The following is an 18,155-nucleotide window of genomic DNA, read 5'->3' as shown; positions in this document are numbered from 1 at the left end:
GCCGCATGTCCATCCAGGATCGCGATCCGGCGGCGTCCGCGCCGCTTCCCGTGGATATAGACCTGTTGCTGGAGGCAGGCGACTGGCCGCCAGAGAGCGAGCTTATGGGGCTCGTGGAACGTTCCGTCGGCGCTGTTCTCGATGAATTGCAGCCGGGCTGGACTGGGCAGAGCGAACTCAGTGTCGTCTTCTGTGACGATGCCCGCATTCAGGAGCTCAATGCCCAATGGCGGGGCAAGGACAAGCCGACCAACGTGCTGTCATTTCCCGCATTTGAGCTGGAAGAAGATATTCAGCCGCCGATGCTTGGCGATATCGTGATGGCGGCCGAGACGGTCCTTCGCGAAGCGGAACTGGAAAACAAGCCGCTCGCCAACCATATCAGTCATCTTCTTGTGCATGGATTTCTGCATCTTCTCGGATACGATCACGAGAGCGATGAAGAGGCCGAGGAAATGGAAGCTCTGGAGCGACGGGTTCTGGCAAGGCTTGCCATTCCCGATCCCTATGCGTAATTACGTTTTTGAGAAACTGACCGGACGACGATGAACGACACGCCAAATACTGCCCGGCACAATGATGCAGGCAGCGCTCGGGACCTGCCCGAGAATCCGGACGAGGACCCCAGTCCGAGTACCGTAACCGGCAGCCAGCCGCATGAGGCCACGCCTGCCGGACCCGGGCTTGTCCAGAAGTTCAAGGCCCTGTTCAGGCCGCGCAACGGCACCAACCTGCGCGAAGAGATCGTCGACGCTCTTGCCGAGACCGGTGCCGATGGCGAGGCGTTTTCGCCCGGCGAAAGGGCGATGCTCAACAACATATTGCGGCTGCGCGAAGTCCGCGTCGAGGACGTCATGGTGCCGCGCGCCGACATCGAGGCGGTCGAGCTTGGCACCACGCTGGCGGATCTGATGACCGTGTTCGAGCAGTCCGGCCACTCGCGCATGCCTGTCTATTGCGAGACGCTGGACGATCCGCGCGGCATGGTCCACATCCGCGATCTGCTCGGCCACATCACGCGCCTTGCCCGAGGCAAGAAGCGCCGCGCGACCCGCAAGACCACCCCGACCGGTGCTCAGCTCGACCTCTCTCAGGTCGATCTTTCCCGCACCATCGGTGAACTCAACCTCATGCGCCCGGTGCTGTTCGTGCCACCGTCCATGCTGGCCTCCGACCTGATGGGCCGCATGCAGGCAGCGCGCATCCAGATGGCGCTGGTCATCGACGAATATGGCGGCACCGACGGTCTGGCCTCGCTGGAAGACATCGTCGAGATGGTCGTCGGCGACATCGAGGACGAGCACGATGACGAGGAAGCGCTGATCACCAAGGCGGGCGACGGCGTCTTCATTGTCGACGGCAAGGCCGAGATCGAGGACGTGCAGGCCATGATCGGCGAGGATTTCGCGCCCGGCGAGCATGGCGAATCCGTCGATACGATCGGCGGCATGATCTTCAACACGCTTGGCCGGGTGCCAGCGCGTGGCGAGGTGGTTCAGGCCGTTCCCGGCTTCGAGTTCCATGTGCTGGACGCCGATCCGCGCCGCATCAAGCGCGTGCGGATCGTGCAACTGTCCAAGGGCGAGCGCCGCAAGCGCGTAATACGGGCGGAGCAGGCCTGATCGGGCGGGCTGTAGCGGGTTTCTGTACAACTGTAGCGTTTGGCCTGCGGACTCGCGCCTGCTAGGTTGATCTGTGATTCGCGTTGATCGGAAGGTCTCATGCAACGCCTTGCCGGCCAGATAGTGCTGCTTTGGGGATGGCGGCGGGCGCTGATCGCCTTCCTCGCCGGGATGTTTGCCGTTCTGGGGCAGGCCCCCTATGATTTTCCGGCAGCCTGCTTCATCTCCTTTCCCATTCTGGTCTGGCTGCTTGATGGCACCACCGGCGACGCCACCGTCAGTCGCATCGGGCGTCTGAAACCTGCCTTTGCGGTGGGCTGGTGGTTCGGCTTCGGCTACTTCCTCGGCGGCTTGTGGTGGATCGGCACGGCCCTGCTGGTCGAAGCTGAGAGCTTTGCCTGGGCGCTTCCCTTCGCCATGATCGGCATTCCGTTGCTGCTTGCCTTCTTCTACGGGCTGGGGGCGGCAATCGCCCGTGCCATGTGGGGCAGCGGCATCGGCCGCATCGCCGCCCTTGCCGCAGGCTTTGCGATAGCGGAGTGGCTTCGCGGTTTTCTCTTCACCGGCTTTCCGTGGAACGCCATCGGCTATGCCGCCATGCCGGTGCCGATGCTGATGCAGAGCGTTTCGGTGATCGGCATGGACGGCATGAACGCGCTGGCCGTATTCGTCTTCGGGCTGCCGGCGCTTCTGGTGGACAAATCAGGCCGGCGCCTGGGGGCGGCGCTGTTCGCGCTTCTGCTGATCTCGCATGCGGGGTTCGGTTATTATCGGCTTACCAAGCCGGCTGCCGAAGAGTCCGAATATCTTCAGGTGCGCATCGTCCAGCCGAATGTCGACCTTTCTGAAAAATGGGACAAGGAAGTCAGGGACCGCATCTTCGCGTCGCTGATCGAATTGTCGGCGCGCCCGCCGGCACAAGGGCAGGCGCGGCCGCAGCTTATCATCTGGCCTGAGACGGCCGTGCCCTTCCTGTTCACCGACCGTCCCGACGCTCTGACAGCGCTGGGTGAGGTCTTGCAGGAGGGACAATTGCTGGTGGCCGGCATCGTGCGCGAAGAAGCGGCGTCGGGGCCGGGAACCCGCACCCGCTATTACAATTCTGTCGTGGCGATCGACGACAGGGGCGAAATCGTCGATGCGGTCGACAAGGTGCATCTGGTTCCGTTCGGCGAGTACATCCCCTTCGCCGATCTCTTCGCTTCGATCGGCATCGAGCAGCTTGTCGCCGGGCCGATGAACTTTGATGCCGGCAACCAGCGCCTGGATATTTCCCTGCCGGGTGGCGTCAAAGCCTCGCCCTTCATCTGCTACGAGGTGATTTTCCCCGGACTGGTGGCCGCCGATTCTGCTTCCGCGGACATCATGATCAATGTCACCAACGACGCGTGGTTCGGCAACACGCCGGGCCCTTATCAGCATTTCCGGCAGGCTCAGCTGCGTGCCGTCGAGACCGGACGGCCGCTGTTGCGGGCCGCCAATACAGGCATTTCCGGAGTTGTCGGACAACGCGGCATCGTCATCGACGGGCTGGCGATCGGCACTCAGGGAATAATCGATTCTCGCATTCCCATTTACCTTGCGGAAACCATAACTGAGCGCCAGCGTCGCATAAATGGCATAATTCTGGTGATGCTTCTTGTGATCGGTGCCTTTGTCGTGAATGTAAGGCAGAGCCTACGAACGAATTGACTCGTCATATATTAGAATTTCATATTCTATTGAGACTGCTTTCTTGTGCTAGGTTCACGGACCCATTCGAGCCATGTGCGGGCCGAAAAAGTAAGGCGTTTAAATAACGAGATGCCGGAGGAATTCGGCGAGGAACGAATGGCGGATCAGAGCAAAAAGAAGCCTAACCCGATCGATGCGCATGTAGGCGCCCGCATACGAATGCGCCGTAACATGCTGGGCATGAGCCAGGAGAAGCTTGGCGAGAGCCTGGGGATTACCTTTCAGCAGATTCAGAAATACGAGAAAGGCACCAACCGTGTAGGCGCAAGCCGCCTGCAGGCGATCGCGTCGATCATGGAAGTGCCGCCGGCGTTTTTTTTCGAGAACGCGCCGACCGATGAGTCGACATCGGGAGGCGGTTTCGCGGAAGACGCCTCCATGACATCCGTAATGGATTTCTGTTCCAGCGCCGAGGGTATTCAGCTCAATCGGGCATTCGCCCGTATTAACGATCCCAAGGTTCGCCGCAGGATCGTGGAACTGGTGAAATCCCTTTCTCCCGACGATGCCGACAAATAAGTGCTGCCGTTCGCGGCCTGAGGGAAAGTCCTTCCCCGAGGGCATTCCCATAGCTTGACGACTCGCGCGCCACCCCGCTAACACGTTGCGCGCCATATCGACGCAACGCCGGGCACGGAGCTTCGGCATTTCCAGAGGGGACATCCCGTGAGCCGTCAGAACTATCTCTTCACTTCGGAATCCGTGTCCGAAGGCCATCCCGACAAAGTCTGTGACCGCATTTCCGATGAAATCGTCGATCTCGTTTATCGCGAGGCGAAGAAAAGCGGCATGGACCCCTGGAAAGTGCGCGTGGCGTGCGAGACGCTGGCCACCACGAACCGCGTGGTGATCGCAGGCGAAGTGCGCGTGCCTGAAACGCTGCTGAAGAAGGACAAGGACGGCAGGATCCTCGAGGACGCTTCGGGTCACGCCGTGATCAACCCTTCGAAGATCCGCGCTGCCGCCCGCAAGGCGATCAGGGCGATCGGCTACGAGCAGGACGGCTTTCACTGGAAGACGGCGAAGATCGACGTGCTGCTGCATGGCCAGTCGCCGGATATCGGACAGGGCGTCGACAATGCCGCCGACCGTCAGGGCGAGGAAGGTGCTGGCGATCAGGGCATCATGTTCGGTTATGCCTGCCGTGAGACGCCGGACCTGATGCCGGCGCCGATCTACTACAGCCACAAGATCCTCGAACTGCTGGCCGCCGCCCGCCACAAGGGCGAGGGCGATGTCGGCAAGCTTGGCCCCGACGCCAAGAGCCAGGTGACCGTCCGCTATGAGAACGGCAAGGCTACGGAAGTCACCCAGATCGTGCTTTCGACCCAGCATCTCGACGAAAGCTGGGATTCGAAGAAGGTTCGGCAGGTCGTGGAACCCTATATCCGCGAGGCGCTGGGCGACCTGAAGATCGCCGCCGACTGCAACTGGTACATCAACCCGACCGGCAAGTTCGTCATTGGCGGGCCTGACGGCGATGCCGGCCTCACCGGCCGCAAGATTATCGTGGACACCTATGGTGGTGCCGCGCCCCATGGCGGCGGCGCATTCTCCGGCAAGGACACAACCAAGGTCGACCGTTCGGCTGCCTATGCCGCGCGCTACCTTGCCAAGAACGTCGTTGCCGCCAAGCTTGCCGAGCGCTGCACCATCCAGCTTTCCTACGCCATCGGCGTTGCCCAGCCGCTATCGGTCTATGTCGACCTGCACGGTACCGGGAAGGTCGAGGAATCGGTTCTGGAAGAGGCGCTGCGCAAGGTCATGGACCTGTCGCCGAGCGGCATCCGTCGTCATCTCGACCTCAACAAGCCGATCTACGCCAGGACCTCGGCCTATGGCCATTTCGGCCGTAAGGCCGGCCGCGACGGGTCGTTCTCCTGGGAAAAGACCGATCTGGTGAAGGCACTCCGGGACGCGGTTTCCGCCTGAAAGGGATAGTCGAAGCCGTGTCTGCTGAAGCGACCAGACCCAGCCGCACAAGCGAGGCGTTCTTCGGCCGGCGCAAGGGCAAGCCCCTGCGCTCCGGCCAGACGGATGCGCTCGCCTCCGGCCTCGAAACGATGGGGCTGGATTTGTCCCGCCCCGCGCCTGAGGACCTGCGCCAGCTTTTCACCGCGCAGGTGGAGCATGTGCGGCTTGAAATCGGCTTCGGCGGCGGCGAGCATCTCCTGCATGAGACGGCGACCCACCCCGATGCCGGCTTCATCGGGGTGGAGCCGTTCGTCAACGGCATGGCCAAGATGACGGCGGCGCTGGAGCGCCAGCCGCTGGACAATATCAGGCTGTTCAACGAGGACGCCACGCTGCTGCTCGACTGGCTGCCTGCGGAGTCTCTCGACGGCATAGATCTTTTCTATCCCGATCCCTGGCCGAAGAAGCGACACTGGAAGCGTCGTTTCGTCAATGCCGCCAATCTCGATCGCTTCGCACGGGTGCTGAAGCCGGGCGGACGTTTCCGCTTCGCTTCCGACATCGATACCTATGTGAACTGGACGCTGCAGCATTGCCATGCGCATTCCGCTTTTGAGTGGAAGGCCAGCGAAGCGGCTGACTGGCACACGCCCTACGAGGGCTGGCCGGGCACCCGCTATGAGGCGAAGGCCCTGCGTGAGGGCCGAACGCCCGCCTATCTGACGTTTCTGCGCGCCTGAAATCCTTTCCGTCCGCCAGCATCTTGGACCTTAGGATGAGGGCGCTTGCGCCCTTCTGCATCTGATGCCAACTTGTCGGTCGAGGCTCAGCGATGAGCCGGCCGGCACGGGAGCCGGCAGATGTCAGCCTGCCATGAGGCAGGCTCCAAGGGAGGAAATCCAGTGAAGCAGTTCGTGTGGGCATCCATCATTGCCGGCGCCATGGCCATGCCGGCGATGGCCGAGGATTACAAGATCATGGCTCCGGCCGCACCCGGGGGCGGCTGGGATCAGACAGCGCGCTCCATGCAGGCTGCGCTTCAGGACGAGAAAATCTCCGGCAGCGTTCAGGTGCTGAACGTGCCGGGTGCCGGTGGCACCATCGGCCTGGCCCAGTTCGTCAACCAGTCATCCGGCGACCCCTCACAGCTCATCGTGGGTGGCTATGTCATGGTCGGCGCGATCCTGACCAACGGATCGCCGGTCACGCTCGATCAGGTGACTCCGATCGCGCGGCTGACGGGAGAATATGAGGCAATCGTCGTTCCTGCCGCATCCGAGATCAAGGACATGGCCGGGCTGGCCGAGAAGCTGAAGGCCGATCCGGGCAGCGTTTCGTGGGCGGGCGGCTCGGCAGGCGGCACCGATCACATCACGGCCGGCCTGATCGCAAAGGCTGTGGGCGTTGATCCCACCAAGGTCAACTACATCGCTTTTGCCGGTGGTGGCGAGGCGCTTGCCGCCATTCTCGGAAATCAGGTCACCGTCGGCATTTCGGGCTATGGCGAGTTCGCTTCCCAGATCGAAGCCGGCACGCTGCGCATCATCGGCATTTCCAGCGACGAGCGCGTCGAGGGCATCGATGCGCCGACCTTCAGGGAAGGCGGCGTCGACGTGTCGATCCAGAACTGGCGCATGGTGGCGGCAGCTCCCGGCATCACCGACGAGCAGAAATCCGCTATCCAGTCCGACATCGAGAAAATGGCCAAATCCGAGAGCTGGCAGAAGACCCTGAAGGACAAGGGCTGGGCCGACACCTATCTGGCCGGCGATGCCTTCGTCGAGCAGTTGAAGAAGGACACCGACGACACCACGGCCATTCTTAAAGACATCGGTCTCGTCAAATGAGCGACATGGGTTCGCGTAACCTCCAGCGCCGCCCCGACAAGGCGGCGCTGGGCATAGCCGCCGTCCTTGCCGCCGTGGCGATAGTGATCGCGTGGAGCACATCGCTGTCGAGCGCAGTTGCGGGTTACTCGCCGGTCGGCCCCAAAACCTTTCCCTACATAATCGCAGGCGGCCTGTTCATCCTCTCGGTGTTCACCGCCATAGAGGCCATGCGGGGGCATTTTCCGGAGCGCGAACCGCAAAACTTCCCGCCCATGCTTTGGGTTCTCGGCGGTCTGGTGGCGCAGATGCTGACCATGAAGACGATAGGCTTTTCGATCGCCACCGGCTTTCTGTTTGCCGCTACCGCCCGCGCCTTCGGCAAGGGACAGATGTGGATCACCTTTCCCGTCGGCGTGGTTTTCGCGCTGCTGGTGTGGCTGATGTTCGCCAAGGGGCTGCAACTGACCTTGCCGGCCGGTCCTCTCGAACGCCTTTTCTGAGCGGAGAGCGACATGGATACATTCAGCCTGCTGGGTCAGGGCCTCATGGTGGCCATGGATCCTGCCAACCTGCTCTATGCGCTGATCGGCGTCACGCTTGGAACCGCGGTCGGCGTCCTTCCGGGCATCGGCCCGGCGCTCACCGTGGCGCTGCTGCTTCCGGTGACCTACAAGCTCGACCCTGCCGGATCTCTCATCATGTTCGCCGGTATTTATTATGGCGGCATGTATGGCGGGTCGACCACCTCGATCCTGCTCAACACGCCGGGCGAAAGCGCTTCGATCGTCACGGCGCTGGAAGGCAATAAGATGGCCAAGTCGGGCAGGGCGGGGCCAGCACTTGCCACGGCGGCCATCGGCTCTTTCGTGGCCGGGCTTCTCGCCACGCTGGGCCTCGCCTTCATCGCACCTTCCGTTGTGAAATTCGCGCTTTCCTTCGGGCCTGCGGAATATTTCGCGCTGATGCTGCTGGCCTTCATGACCGTTTCGGCCGCTTTTGGCGAATCGACCCTGCGTGGCCTGACCGCGCTGTTCATCGGTCTTGCACTTGGCCTGATCGGTATCGACCAGCTGACCGGGCAGGCGCGGCTCACTTTCAGCATGCCCAACCTGTTCGACGGCATTTCCGTCACCACGCTGGCGGTCGCGCTGTTCGCCATCGGCGAGACCTTCACGGTCGTTGCCCAGCGCAACATGGGTGAGGAAAAGGTGGAAACGGTCAAGGGCTCGGTGTGGATGAGCCGCGAGGACTGGCGCCGCTCCTGGATACCATGGCTGCGCGGCACCGCCATCGGCTTCCCGATCGGGGCCATGCCGGCGGGCGGTGCGGATGTCTCCAGCTTCCTTTCTTACTCGGCTGAAAAGAATTTCGCCCGGCATCCCGAAGAGTTCGGGAAGGGGGCGATCGAGGGGGTTGCCGGTCCTGAGGCCGCCAACAACGCATCGGCCGCCGGCACGCTTGTGCCGCTTCTGACGCTTGGCCTGCCAACGACAGCCACCGCGGCCATCATGCTGGCCGGCTTCCAGCAGTTCGGCTTGCAGCCCGGCCCGTTGCTGTTCGCCACAAACGCCCCTCTGGTCTGGGGGCTGATCGCCAGCCTGCTGGTGGCCAATTTCATGCTGCTGGTGCTCAACCTGCCGCTGATCGGCCTGTGGGTGAAGCTGCTTTCCATACCCAAGCCGTGGCTCTATGCGGGGATTCTCGTGTTCGCCACGCTCGGCACCATCGGCGCCGATGGCTCGACCTTCTTCATCGGGCCGGTGCCGGTGTCCTTCGGCCTTCTGCTTCTGATGCTGTTCGGCATTCTTGGCTACGGGCTGCGCCGCTTCGGCTACCCGATCGCGCCGGTTGTGGTGGGCCTCATTCTGGGGCCGATGGCGGAGAAGAGCCTGCGTCAGGCGTTGCAGATAAGCCAGGGCGATCCTGCGATCCTGTTCCGCTCATGGATCGCCATATTGCTGTGGGTTCTGGCGATCCTCGCGGTGGCGCTGCCGCTTTACCTGCGCGCCAAAGGCAAGGGCAAGATGCTTGCCCAGTTTGCGACCGACGAGGATTGAGCAAAGCAGGAAGCGGAGAGCAAAAAAGGGCGTCCGCAGGGGCGCCCTTCGTCTTGTCGGCCCATCCCGAACAGAGTTGCTGTTCAGCCGTCAGCTGAGACGGATCTGACCGAACTGCTTCGGGTCGATGCCCAGCTTGCGCAGGTGACGTGCTTCCGGGGCAACGCCGCGCTCGACGGCACTGGCTGCGGCAACCGCGCTTCCCATCATGCCGAGGAAGGTGCCGAGCCGGTTGAACGGCTTGTAACGGTTCATCTCTTCATCCTTTGCTGCATCGCATTATCTTGTTGTGCGATGCAGCATACATATAGGAGGCGAATCCGGGCACTTCCATGGCATGTCGCGCATGCGTGGCCTGCGTCTGCCGCACGTCTGTGCAAATTGGTGGTGGCTGGCGCCCGCTATTGAACCCGGTGCTGAATTCGGTTATATAGCGTGCAAATTCTTGGTCGGTATGACGAAGAGTGGGTCCATCCGGTCCCGCTCTTTTTTGTTACCTGCCGGCCTTCGGATCAGGAATCATATGACGGCAAGCGAAGTTTCCGGCGACGACCGCCCCGACCGCGACAACGGTGATGATCGCATCATCCGTGAGAGCGGCATTGATGCGCGCATTGCGGCGATCATTCTGCCGGTGATGCGCGGCATCGGCTTCCGGCTGGTACGCGTGCGACTGTCGGGCCAGAATGGCCTCACCCTTCAGATCATGGCCGAGCGTGAAGACGGCACCATGACCGTGGAGGACTGCGAGGAGCTGAGCCGCGCCGTCTCGCCGGCGCTCGATGTGGAAGATCCCATCGAAAAGGCGTATCATCTTGAAGTGTCGTCGCCGGGTATCGACCGGCCGCTGGTCCGCAAGGGCGATTTCGCCACCTGGCTCGGCCATCTGGTGAAGATGGAGACCTCGACCCTGGTTGCCGAGCGCAAGCGCTTCAGGGGTCGGATCACCGAGGTGAACGACGAAGGCATTCTGGTGCTGCGCGATGTGCCCGCCTATGGCGAGGAGCCTTCGGTGCAGGTGCCTTTCGATACAATCGCCGAAGCGCGCCTGATTCTGACCGATGACCTCATCCGCGATGCGTTGTCGAAGGACAATCGCGCCCGCAAGGAAGCGAAGAAGAATCAGGACGAAACCGACGAGGCGTTTGATGAAGACGACGCCGAAGACGGAAACGAACACGAAGCGAATTGAACCGTCGCGAGGAAGCGGCCCGGTTCAGGGAGATAGACATGGTTGTAAGCGCAAACAGGCTTGAACTGCTGCAGATTGCCGATGCGGTCGCGCGCGAGAAGTCGATCGACAAGCAGATCGTCATCGACGCCATGGCCGACGCCATCCAGAAGGCAGCGCGCTCGCGCTACGGTCTGGAAACCAACATTCGCGCCGACATCAATCCGCAGACGGGCGAGATGAAGCTCCAGCGGCTGATGGAGGTCGTCGATACCGTGGAGGATTACGCCACGCAGATCGCGCTGGTCACGGCGCGTGAGCGCAATCCCGACGCGCAGCTCGGCGATTTCATCGCAGAGCAGCTTCCGCCGATGGATTTCGGCCGCATCGCCGCCCAGTCGGCAAAGCAGGTCATAGTCCAGAAGGTGCGCGAGGCCGAGCGCGACCGCCAGTATGACGAGTACAAGGATCGCATCGGCGAAATCGTCAACGGTACGGTCAAGCGCGTGGAATATGGCAATGTCATCGTCGATCTCGGTCGTGGCGAAGGCATCATCCGCCGCGACGAGCTGATTCCGCGTGAAATCTACAAATACGGCGACCGCGTGCGCGCCTATGTCTACGACGTGCGCCGCGAGCAGCGCGGACCGCAGATCTTCCTGTCGCGCACCCATCCGCAGTTCATGGCGAAGCTGTTCACCATGGAAGTGCCGGAAATCTACGACGGCATCATCGAGATCAAGTCGGTTGCCCGTGATCCGGGTTCGCGCGCCAAGATCGCCGTCATCTCCCGCGATTCCTCCATCGATCCCGTCGGCGCCTGCGTCGGCATGCGCGGTTCGCGCGTTCAGGCCGTTGTCGGCGAGCTTCAGGGCGAAAAGATCGACATCATTCCGTGGTCGCCTTCGGCCGCTTCCTTCATCGTCAACGCCCTTCAGCCCGCCGAGGTCGCCAAGGTCGTGCTCGACGAGGATGCCGAGCGCATCGAGGTGGTGGTGCCCGACGATCAGCTTTCGCTGGCCATCGGCCGCCGCGGTCAGAACGTGCGCCTTGCCTCGCAGCTCACAGGCTGGGACATCGACATTCTGACCGAGCAGGAAGAGAGCGAGCGCCGCCAGAAGGAATTCGTGGAACGCTCCAACCTGTTCATGGATGCGCTCGACGTGGATGAGATGGTCGGCCAGGTTCTTGCCTCGGAAGGCTTCACCAGCGTCGAGGAAGTGGCCTATGTCGATGCTGACGAGATTTCGTCCATCGACGGTTTCGATGACGACACCGCCGTTGAAATCCAGACCCGCGCCCGCGAATATCTGGAGCGCATCGAGGCTGAGCATGATGCGAAGCGCCGGGAGCTTGGCGTCGAGGACGAGCTGCGCGAAATCCCCGGTGTGACCACTGCGATGATGGTGACGCTTGGCGAGGACGGCGTGAAGACCGTAGAGGATTTCGCCGGATATGCGGCCGACGATCTCGCCGGCTGGAAGGAGCGCAAGGATGGGGAAACCAAGGTTTTCCCCGGCGTTCTGGCAAGCCACGGCATTTCGCATACGGATGCAGAACAGATGATTGTAGCCGCCCGCCTGAAGGCTGGCTGGATCACCGCCGACGAAGCTGAGGCCGAAGAGGCCGAAGCTGACGCCGACGCGTGACGTGATGGAGACCGGGGCACCCTTTGTCGGATATGAACGATCGCACCTGCATCGTCACGAGGAAGACAGCCGAAACGGATGAACTGATCCGTTTCGTTGTCGGCCCGGATTCGGCCGTCGTCCCCGATCTGAAGCGAAATCTGCCCGGCCGTGGTTGCTGGGTGAGTGCCGATCGCCTACATGTAGACAAGGCGGCGGCGAAAAACCTGTTTTCACGCGCCTTCAAGACCAAGGTGGACGTGCCTGCTGAACTCGGCGCTCTGGTCGACGGGTTGCTGGCCCGGTCTGCCCTTGGCATGCTCGGCCTTGCCCGCAAGGCGGGAGCGGTCATATTCGGCGCCACCAAGGTTGAGGCAGCGGTGCGCAGCGGTGAAGCGCTGCTTGTTCTTCATGCCGAAGAAGCCGCTGAGGACGGCGTGAGAAAGATCAGCCAGGCCCGCCGTGCCACCGTGCATCTGGGCGGACCCGCTATCCGTGCCTACAAACTTTTCCCCGAAGCTGAATTGGGTTTGGCATTGGGGGGCACAAATGTGATACATGCAGCCGTTCTCGCGTCGGACGCGGGAACGGCGGTGCAGAAGCGCATGGTTGCGCTCGACCGTTACCGGGGCGGATCCCCGGACGATCTGGCGATGCTTGCGGCCGTCGCTGGCGAAGATGATGCCGCAGAGGATTGGGAATGAGCGATACGAAATCGGGCGATGACAAGACTTTGAGCGTTACGCCGAAGAAGACCCTGACGCTGAAGCGGCCGGGCCTGGAGCAGGGAACCGTGCGCCAGAACTTCTCGCATGGACGCACGAAGGCTGTCGTCGTCGAGACCAAGAAGCGCAAGTTCAACATTCCTGGCGAAAAGCCGGAGCCGTCCGTGTTTGCGCCGAAGCCGCAGCCTGCCCCCGTACCGCCGGCAGCGCCTGAAGTGGTAGCAGCACCCGCCCCGGAACCCGTTGAAAAGCAAGCCGCTCCCGTCGTTCAGCAGCAGGCGCCGAAGGTCGCGCCGAGGCCGCAGCAGCCTGCCCGCGCGCCGGCGCCGGCCGAGCGCATGGTCCTGAACGCTCTGTCCCGCGAGGAGATGGAAGCGCGTCGTCGTGCGCTTGAGGGAGCCCAGTCGCGCGAGGCCGAGGATCGCGCCCGTGCGGCCGAAGACGCCCGCCGCCGTGCCGAGGAAGATGAGCGCCGCAAGCGCGAGCGGGAAGAATCCGCTCGTCGGCAGGCCGAAGAAGAGGCCCGCCTTCAGGCTGAAGCCGAAGCCCGTCGCCGGGCCGAGGAAGAAGCGCGTCGTCGTGCGCCTCAGGCAGCTGCTGACGATGAGGATGAGGCGAAGCCGGTCAAGCGCGCAGGCGCACCGAGCAGCCCGAGCGTGCCGCCCCGCCGTATCGTGACGCCTGAAGTGGCGCGTCCGGCCAAGGCCAAGGGCGAGGAAGATCGCCGTCGCGGCAAGCTGACGCTGACCAGCGCTCTCTCGTCGGAAGATGGCGATGCCCGCGCCCGCTCGCTTTCGGCGATGCGCCGGCGTCAGGAGAAATTCAAGCGGGCCATGTATCAGGAGCCCCGCGAGAAAGTTATGCGCGAAGTGACATTGCCGGAGACGATCACCATCCAGGAACTGGCTCAGCGTATGTCCGAGCGGGCCGTGGATGTCGTGAAGTTCTTCATGAAGCAGGGCCAGATGATGAAGCCCGGCGACGTTCTCGACGCCGATACGGCCGAGCTGGTGGCGACCGAATTCGGTCACACCGTCAAGCGCGTGGCGGATTCCGACATCGAGGAAGGCCTGTTCAACATCGCGGACAATCCCGACGATCTGGTGTCGCGTCCGCCTGTCGTCACCATCATGGGCCACGTCGACCACGGCAAGACCTCGCTGCTCGACGCCATCCGTCATGCCAAGGTGCAGTCGGGCGAAGCCGGCGGCATTACCCAGCATATCGGTGCCTATCAGGTGGAGAAGGATGGTCAGAAGATCACCTTCATCGACACTCCCGGCCACGCGGCTTTCACCGCCATGCGTGCCCGTGGCGCGCAGGCGACCGACATCGCCATTCTGGTGGTGGCGGCCGACGACAGCGTAATGCCGCAGACCATCGAGTCGATCAGCCATGCCAAGGCTGCCGGCGTTCCGATCATCGTGGCCATCAACAAGGTCGACAAGCCGTCTGCGGATCCGCAGAAGGTGCGCACACAGCTTCTTCAGCATGAGGTGTTCGTCGAATCCATGGGTGGTGAGGTGCTCGACGTCGAGGTTTCGGCCAAGGCGGGAACCGGCATCGACAAGCTGCTTGAGGCGATCCTGCTGCAGGCTGAAATCCTCGACCTGAAGTCCAACCCCGACCGTACCTCGGAAGGCGTGGTCATCGAGGCGCAGCTCGACAAGGGCCGCGGTCCGGTTGCTACCGTTCTGGTGCAGACCGGCACGCTCATGCCCGGTGACATTCTGGTTGCCGGCAACGAGTGGGGCCGCGTTCGCGCGCTGGTCAACGACCGGGGCGAGCATGTGGAAGAGGCCGGCCCGTCCATGCCGGTCGAAATTCTGGGCATGCAGGGCACGCCGCGCGCCGGTGATCGCTTTGCCGTCGTGAACAACGAAGCGCGCGCCCGCGAAATCACCGAGTACCGCCAGCGCAAGGCGCGCGACAAGGCTGCTGCCAAGCATGCCGGTCAGCGTGGCTCGCTGGAGCAGATGATGTCGCAGCTCCAGACCAGCAATCTCAAGGAGTTCCCGCTGGTCATCAAGGGCGACGTGTCCGGCTCGATCGAGGCGATCAACGTCGCTCTGGAAGAACTCGGCACCGACGAAGTGCGCGTGCGCATCGTTCATTCGGGGGCAGGCGGCATCACCGAGACCGACGTTTCGCTGGCCGAGACGTCCGGTGCGGTGATCATCGGCTTCAACGTCCGTGCCAACGTTCAGGCGCGTGCTGCGGCTGAGGCTGCCGGCATCGAGATCCGTTACTACAACGTGATCTACAGCCTGATCGACGACATCAAGGACGCGATGTCCGGCATGCTGTCGCCGGAGCGCCGCGAGACGTTCCTCGGCAATGCCGAGATCCTCGAGGTCTTCAACATCACCAAGGTCGGCAAGATCGCCGGCTGTCGTGTGACCGAGGGTCGCGTGGAGCGTGGTGCGGGCGTACGCCTGATCCGCGACGACGTCGTCATCCACGAAGGCACGCTGAAGACGCTCAAGCGCTTCAAGGACGAGGTCTCGGAAGTTCCGGTTGGTCAGGAATGCGGTATGGCGTTCCAGAACTACGAGAACATCCAAGCCGGCGATGTCATCGAGTGCTTCCGCGTCGAGATGGTTGCGCGCAAGCTGTAATCCGCCGGCAGTCGACGGAGTGAATGGCGGCCCGCCCGGCCGCCATTCTTTTTATGTTTCGTGCGGGACGCGGTCCAATTCCGCGCTCGCGTGTTCAGGATAAAAGAATATGTCCAATGCAGGAAAAGGCCCTTCGCAGCGCATGCTGCGTGTCGGCGAACAGGTGCGCCATGCGCTGGCGGAAATGCTCCAGCGCGGTGAAATCCGTGACGATCTGATCGAGACCACGGTGATTTCGGTTTCCGAGGTACGCATGTCGCCCGATCTGAAAATCGCCAATGCCTATGTCGCTCCTCTTGGCGCGAAGGATGATGACGCTGTCATCGCCGCGCTGAACCGCCATGCCCGCTTCATTCGTGGCCGCATGTCGCCGGCGCTGAGGCAGATGAAATACATGCCGGAATTCCGCTTCCGGCTGGATACCAGTTACGACAATTTCCAGAAGATCAACGATCTCCTCCATTCCCCGGAGGTGGCGCGCGATCTCGGTCATGATGATGAGGACAAGGAATAGTGGCGCGCCGAGGCAAGAAGAAGGGCCGGCCGGTTTCCGGCTGGGTGGTGCTCGACAAGCCGGTGGGCCTGGGCTCGACCGAGGCGGTTTCGAAGATCAAATGGCTGTTTCAGGCTGAAAAGGCGGGCCATGCCGGCACGCTCGACCCGCTGGCTTCCGGCATGCTGCCGATTGCACTGGGCGAGGCGACCAAGACCGTTCCCTATGTTCAGGACGGGGCCAAGATCTATCGCTTTACCGTTGCCTGGGGCGAGGAGCGTTCCACCGACGATCTGGAAGGGCCGGTCACGAAAACCTCCGACAAGCGCCCGGCCGAAGACGAGGTGCGCGCCCTGCTGCCAAATTACACTGGCGTGATCCTGCAGGTTCCGCCGCAGTTCTCGGCCATCAAGATTGCCGGCGAACGGGCCTATGACATCGCCCGCGAAGGCACCGCGGTGGAAATTCCGCCCCGCGAGGTGGAAATTGCGCGCCTCGATATCGTGGCCCATGAAGCCGACAGGACCATCTTTGAGGTCGAGTGCGGCAAGGGCACCTATGTGCGTTCTCTGGCTCGTGACATGGGCCGCGATCTCGGCTGTTTCGGCCATATCGCAGATTTGCGCCGCACCGAGGTCTATCCCTTCACGGCGGATGATTTCGTGACGTTTGAAGAGCTTGAGGCTGCCGTTCCGCCACCGCCGCAGGAGGGCGAGGAGCGTCCGGCAGGCGCACGGTTTGCAGCCCTTGATGATCTTCTGGTGGATACGTTGTCGGCTCTGGAAAGCCTGCCGCAGGTGCCGGTCGGAGACGACGCCGCCAACCGGATCAGGCTCGGCAATCCGGTCGTCGTGCGCGGCCGGGATGCTCCTGTGGAGGCTGACGAGGCCTGCATCACCGCGCGCGGCCGGCTGGTTGCAATCGGCGCGATCGAGCAGGGCATGTTCAAGCCCAAGCGCGTCTTCACCTGCTGAAGCTTTCTTGAACTGACCGCGCAAGCGGGTAGATCGCCGTGCTTCCATTTGGACGCAGGGCGATCTAAATTATTGATAGAGCATCGGAATCACCGAAAACCGGACTCCACTTTTCGGTTCGATGCTCTAAGGTTGCCGCATTTCCAGCGGCAACCGGGAGCTTCCATGTCGAGGGCAGGCAAGGCGACAAAGCATCGTCGACGCAAGCGGCGCACCCCGGTAGGTGCTGCGCCCGGCACGCTGGTTGCCGACCCCGGCGCAAGCCCCACGAAGCTCAGTCTCACCCTGATTGCTCCGGACAAGTTCCGCACCATCGCGAATGCCGGCATTACCGATATCGTCGCCAATCGCGGTGAATGGCCCGTCATCTGGGTCGATTGCGTCGGGCTGGCGGACGTCACCCTCATCGGCGAAATCGGCCGCACCTTCGGCCTGCATCCTTTGTCGATGGAAGATGTGGTCAATGCCGATCAGCGGCCGAAGGTGGATTTCTTCGATGATCACGCCTTCGTCGCGCTGCGGATGGTCGATGATGCCGCGCTGCATCGCTATGAGCAGATTTCCGTTTTCTTCGGCGAAAAATTCGTCATCACCTTTCAGGAGCGCGAAGGCGATCCCTTCGATCCGGTCCGCCGGCGGATCGCCAGCGAAGGCCCAAACCGCCTGCGCGCCCGGCAGGCCGATTATCTGGCCTATGCGCTGATCGATGCTGTCGTGGACAGCTATTTCGCCCCGATGGAGGTGATCAGCGACGAGATCGAGCGGGTCGAGGAAAGCATGCTGGGCGGCCCGCAGAAGGGGCAGATGCAGGAATTGCATGCGTTGCGCCGGGAGATGCTGGTGCTGAAGGGCGTATTGTGGCCGCTGCGCGATGCGCTTGCGGCCCTGATCCGCAACGACGATCCTTTCGTGACGCGCGAGACCAAGGTTTTCCTCAACGACACGCTCGACCATGCCATGCGCCTTATCGAACTGGTGGAAAGCCAGCGTGATACGCTGAGCGGGCTGATCGAGATGCATCTGTCGCTCAGCCAGGCGCGCACCAACGACGTCATCTCGCTGCTCACCATCGTGTCCACGATCTTCATTCCCCTGACCTTTCTCGTCGGTGTGTGGGGCATGAACTTCGATCCGGACGTGTCGCCATGGAACATGCCGGAGCTGCGCGCCTATTACGGCTATCCGGCGGCATTGCTGTTCATGATTGCCGTGGCTATCGCTTTGTTCGGTTACTTCAAATGGAGAAAATGGCTCTAGGCTCAGGACTCATTGGTCAGATCCAGAAGATGACGGCTGCGGCGATGCATATCGCTGAGAAGAAGGTGTGAGCGCATCGGTCGTAGCGTGTGGCGATGCGGCGCCAGTCCTTGAGCTTGGCGAACAGGTTCTC

At 62.3% G+C, this 18,155-nt stretch carries 17 protein-coding genes and 1 pseudogene; 16 read left to right on the top strand and 2 right to left on the bottom strand.

Annotation, left to right across the window (positions count from 1 at the left end):
* Positions 1-5 precede the first annotated feature (5 nt).
* The 9 genes from ybeY to AC5XE7_RS12720 all read left to right on the top strand — a co-directional run bounded on the left by ybeY (position 6) and on the right by AC5XE7_RS12720 (position 9,156).
* Positions 6-515: an rRNA maturation RNase YbeY gene (gene ybeY / locus AC5XE7_RS12760; protein ID WP_495366396.1), complete on the top strand. Its 510-nt coding sequence runs from the start codon at positions 6-8 to the stop codon at positions 513-515.
* Positions 516-545: 30 nt separating this feature from the next.
* Positions 546-1,622, top strand: a complete 1,077-nt coding sequence (locus tag AC5XE7_RS12755) for a hemolysin family protein (protein ID WP_495366397.1) — start codon at positions 546-548, stop codon at positions 1,620-1,622.
* Between the two features lie 99 nt (positions 1,623-1,721).
* Positions 1,722-3,314: an apolipoprotein N-acyltransferase gene (lnt, locus tag AC5XE7_RS12750; protein ID WP_495366398.1), complete on the top strand. Its 1,593-nt coding sequence runs from the start codon at positions 1,722-1,724 to the stop codon at positions 3,312-3,314.
* Positions 3,315-3,452: 138 nt separating this feature from the next.
* On the top strand, positions 3,453-3,875 hold the full coding sequence (locus AC5XE7_RS12745; RefSeq protein WP_495366399.1) for a helix-turn-helix domain-containing protein: 423 nt from the start codon (positions 3,453-3,455) through the stop codon (positions 3,873-3,875).
* 147 nt (positions 3,876-4,022) lie between these two features.
* Positions 4,023-5,288: a methionine adenosyltransferase gene (gene metK / locus AC5XE7_RS12740; protein WP_495366400.1), complete on the top strand. Its 1,266-nt coding sequence runs from the start codon at positions 4,023-4,025 to the stop codon at positions 5,286-5,288.
* A gap of 17 nt (positions 5,289-5,305) precedes the next feature.
* On the top strand, positions 5,306-6,010 hold the full coding sequence (gene trmB, locus AC5XE7_RS12735; RefSeq protein ID WP_495366401.1) for a tRNA (guanosine(46)-N7)-methyltransferase TrmB: 705 nt from the start codon (positions 5,306-5,308) through the stop codon (positions 6,008-6,010).
* Between the two features lie 201 nt (positions 6,011-6,211).
* Positions 6,212-7,117, top strand: coding sequence for a Bug family tripartite tricarboxylate transporter substrate binding protein (locus AC5XE7_RS12730; RefSeq protein ID WP_425488658.1), 906 nt, complete (start codon positions 6,212-6,214; stop codon positions 7,115-7,117).
* Complete coding sequence (locus AC5XE7_RS12725) at positions 7,114-7,599, top strand: tripartite tricarboxylate transporter TctB family protein (RefSeq protein ID WP_495366402.1); 486 nt, start codon at positions 7,114-7,116, stop codon at positions 7,597-7,599. The genes AC5XE7_RS12730 and AC5XE7_RS12725 overlap by 4 nt, the downstream gene beginning before the upstream one ends.
* 12 nt (positions 7,600-7,611) lie before the next feature.
* Complete coding sequence (locus AC5XE7_RS12720) at positions 7,612-9,156, top strand: tripartite tricarboxylate transporter permease (protein ID WP_495366403.1); 1,545 nt, start codon at positions 7,612-7,614, stop codon at positions 9,154-9,156.
* Positions 9,157-9,246: 90 nt separating this feature from the next.
* Here the strand turns inward: AC5XE7_RS12720 and AC5XE7_RS12715 are convergent, their stop codons facing one another.
* A complete protein-coding gene (locus AC5XE7_RS12715; protein WP_495366404.1) occupies positions 9,247-9,411 on the bottom strand; it encodes a hypothetical protein in 165 nt (54 codons plus the stop codon).
* A 268-nt stretch (positions 9,412-9,679) separates the two neighbouring features.
* Between AC5XE7_RS12715 and rimP the strand changes: the two genes are divergently transcribed.
* The 7 genes from rimP (at position 9,680) to corA (ending at position 18,022) form a co-directional block, all read left to right on the top strand.
* Complete coding sequence (rimP, locus tag AC5XE7_RS12710; RefSeq protein WP_495366405.1) at positions 9,680-10,348, top strand: ribosome maturation factor RimP; 669 nt, start codon at positions 9,680-9,682, stop codon at positions 10,346-10,348.
* Positions 10,349-10,386: 38 nt separating this feature from the next.
* Entirely contained in the window at positions 10,387-11,976 is a 1,590-nt protein-coding gene (gene nusA, locus AC5XE7_RS12705; protein WP_239800786.1) for a transcription termination factor NusA, read from the top strand.
* 32 nt (positions 11,977-12,008) lie between these two features.
* Positions 12,009-12,659: an RNA-binding protein gene (locus AC5XE7_RS12700; protein ID WP_183827989.1), complete on the top strand. Its 651-nt coding sequence runs from the start codon at positions 12,009-12,011 to the stop codon at positions 12,657-12,659.
* A complete protein-coding gene (gene infB / locus AC5XE7_RS12695) occupies positions 12,656-15,298 on the top strand; it encodes a translation initiation factor IF-2 (RefSeq protein ID WP_495366406.1) in 2,643 nt (880 codons plus the stop codon). Before AC5XE7_RS12700 ends, infB begins: the two co-directional genes overlap by 4 nt.
* 109 nt (positions 15,299-15,407) lie before the next feature.
* Positions 15,408-15,812: a 30S ribosome-binding factor RbfA gene (rbfA, locus tag AC5XE7_RS12690; RefSeq protein WP_183827994.1), complete on the top strand. Its 405-nt coding sequence runs from the start codon at positions 15,408-15,410 to the stop codon at positions 15,810-15,812.
* Positions 15,812-16,765, top strand: coding sequence for a tRNA pseudouridine(55) synthase TruB (gene truB / locus AC5XE7_RS12685; RefSeq protein WP_495366407.1), 954 nt, complete (start codon positions 15,812-15,814; stop codon positions 16,763-16,765). The genes rbfA and truB overlap by 1 nt, the downstream gene beginning before the upstream one ends.
* A 165-nt stretch (positions 16,766-16,930) precedes the next feature.
* Positions 16,931-18,022, top strand: coding sequence for a magnesium/cobalt transporter CorA (corA, locus tag AC5XE7_RS12680; protein WP_495366408.1), 1,092 nt, complete (start codon positions 16,931-16,933; stop codon positions 18,020-18,022).
* Between the two features lie 16 nt (positions 18,023-18,038).
* Here the strand turns inward: corA and AC5XE7_RS12675 are convergent.
* A pseudogene (locus AC5XE7_RS12675) lies at positions 18,039-18,155 on the bottom strand (IS5/IS1182 family transposase); the annotation flags it as partial.

This window comes from Aquamicrobium sp. YD-1-mutant5, assembly GCF_059509755.1.
Note: the sequence above shows the minus strand (reverse complement) of the source record. Positions and strands in the feature narration are given on the sequence as shown.

Bases quoted from the DNA above. Each gene is read 5' to 3' on its own strand.
- AC5XE7_RS12700 (WP_183827989.1), top strand. From the start codon at position 12,009: ATGAACGATCGCACCTGCATCGTCACGAGGAAGACAGCCGAAACGGAT.
- rbfA (WP_183827994.1), top strand. From the start codon at position 15,408: ATGTCCAATGCAGGAAAAGGCCCTTCGCAGCGCATGCTGCGTGTCGGC.
- rimP (WP_495366405.1), top strand. From the start codon at position 9,680: ATGACGGCAAGCGAAGTTTCCGGCGACGACCGCCCCGACCGCGACAAC.
- infB (WP_495366406.1), top strand. From the start codon at position 12,656: ATGAGCGATACGAAATCGGGCGATGACAAGACTTTGAGCGTTACGCCG.
- AC5XE7_RS12745 (WP_495366399.1), top strand. From the start codon at position 3,453: ATGGCGGATCAGAGCAAAAAGAAGCCTAACCCGATCGATGCGCATGTA.
- ybeY (WP_495366396.1), top strand. From the start codon at position 6: ATGTCCATCCAGGATCGCGATCCGGCGGCGTCCGCGCCGCTTCCCGTG.
- AC5XE7_RS12720 (WP_495366403.1), top strand. From the start codon at position 7,612: ATGGATACATTCAGCCTGCTGGGTCAGGGCCTCATGGTGGCCATGGAT.
- AC5XE7_RS12715 (WP_495366404.1), bottom strand. From the start codon at position 9,411: ATGAACCGTTACAAGCCGTTCAACCGGCTCGGCACCTTCCTCGGCATG.
- lnt (WP_495366398.1), top strand. From the start codon at position 1,722: ATGCAACGCCTTGCCGGCCAGATAGTGCTGCTTTGGGGATGGCGGCGG.
- AC5XE7_RS12725 (WP_495366402.1), top strand. From the start codon at position 7,114: ATGAGCGACATGGGTTCGCGTAACCTCCAGCGCCGCCCCGACAAGGCG.
- nusA (WP_239800786.1), top strand. From the start codon at position 10,387: ATGGTTGTAAGCGCAAACAGGCTTGAACTGCTGCAGATTGCCGATGCG.
- AC5XE7_RS12755 (WP_495366397.1), top strand. From the start codon at position 546: ATGAACGACACGCCAAATACTGCCCGGCACAATGATGCAGGCAGCGCT.
- AC5XE7_RS12730 (WP_425488658.1), top strand. From the start codon at position 6,212: ATGGCCATGCCGGCGATGGCCGAGGATTACAAGATCATGGCTCCGGCC.
- corA (WP_495366408.1), top strand. From the start codon at position 16,931: ATGTCGAGGGCAGGCAAGGCGACAAAGCATCGTCGACGCAAGCGGCGC.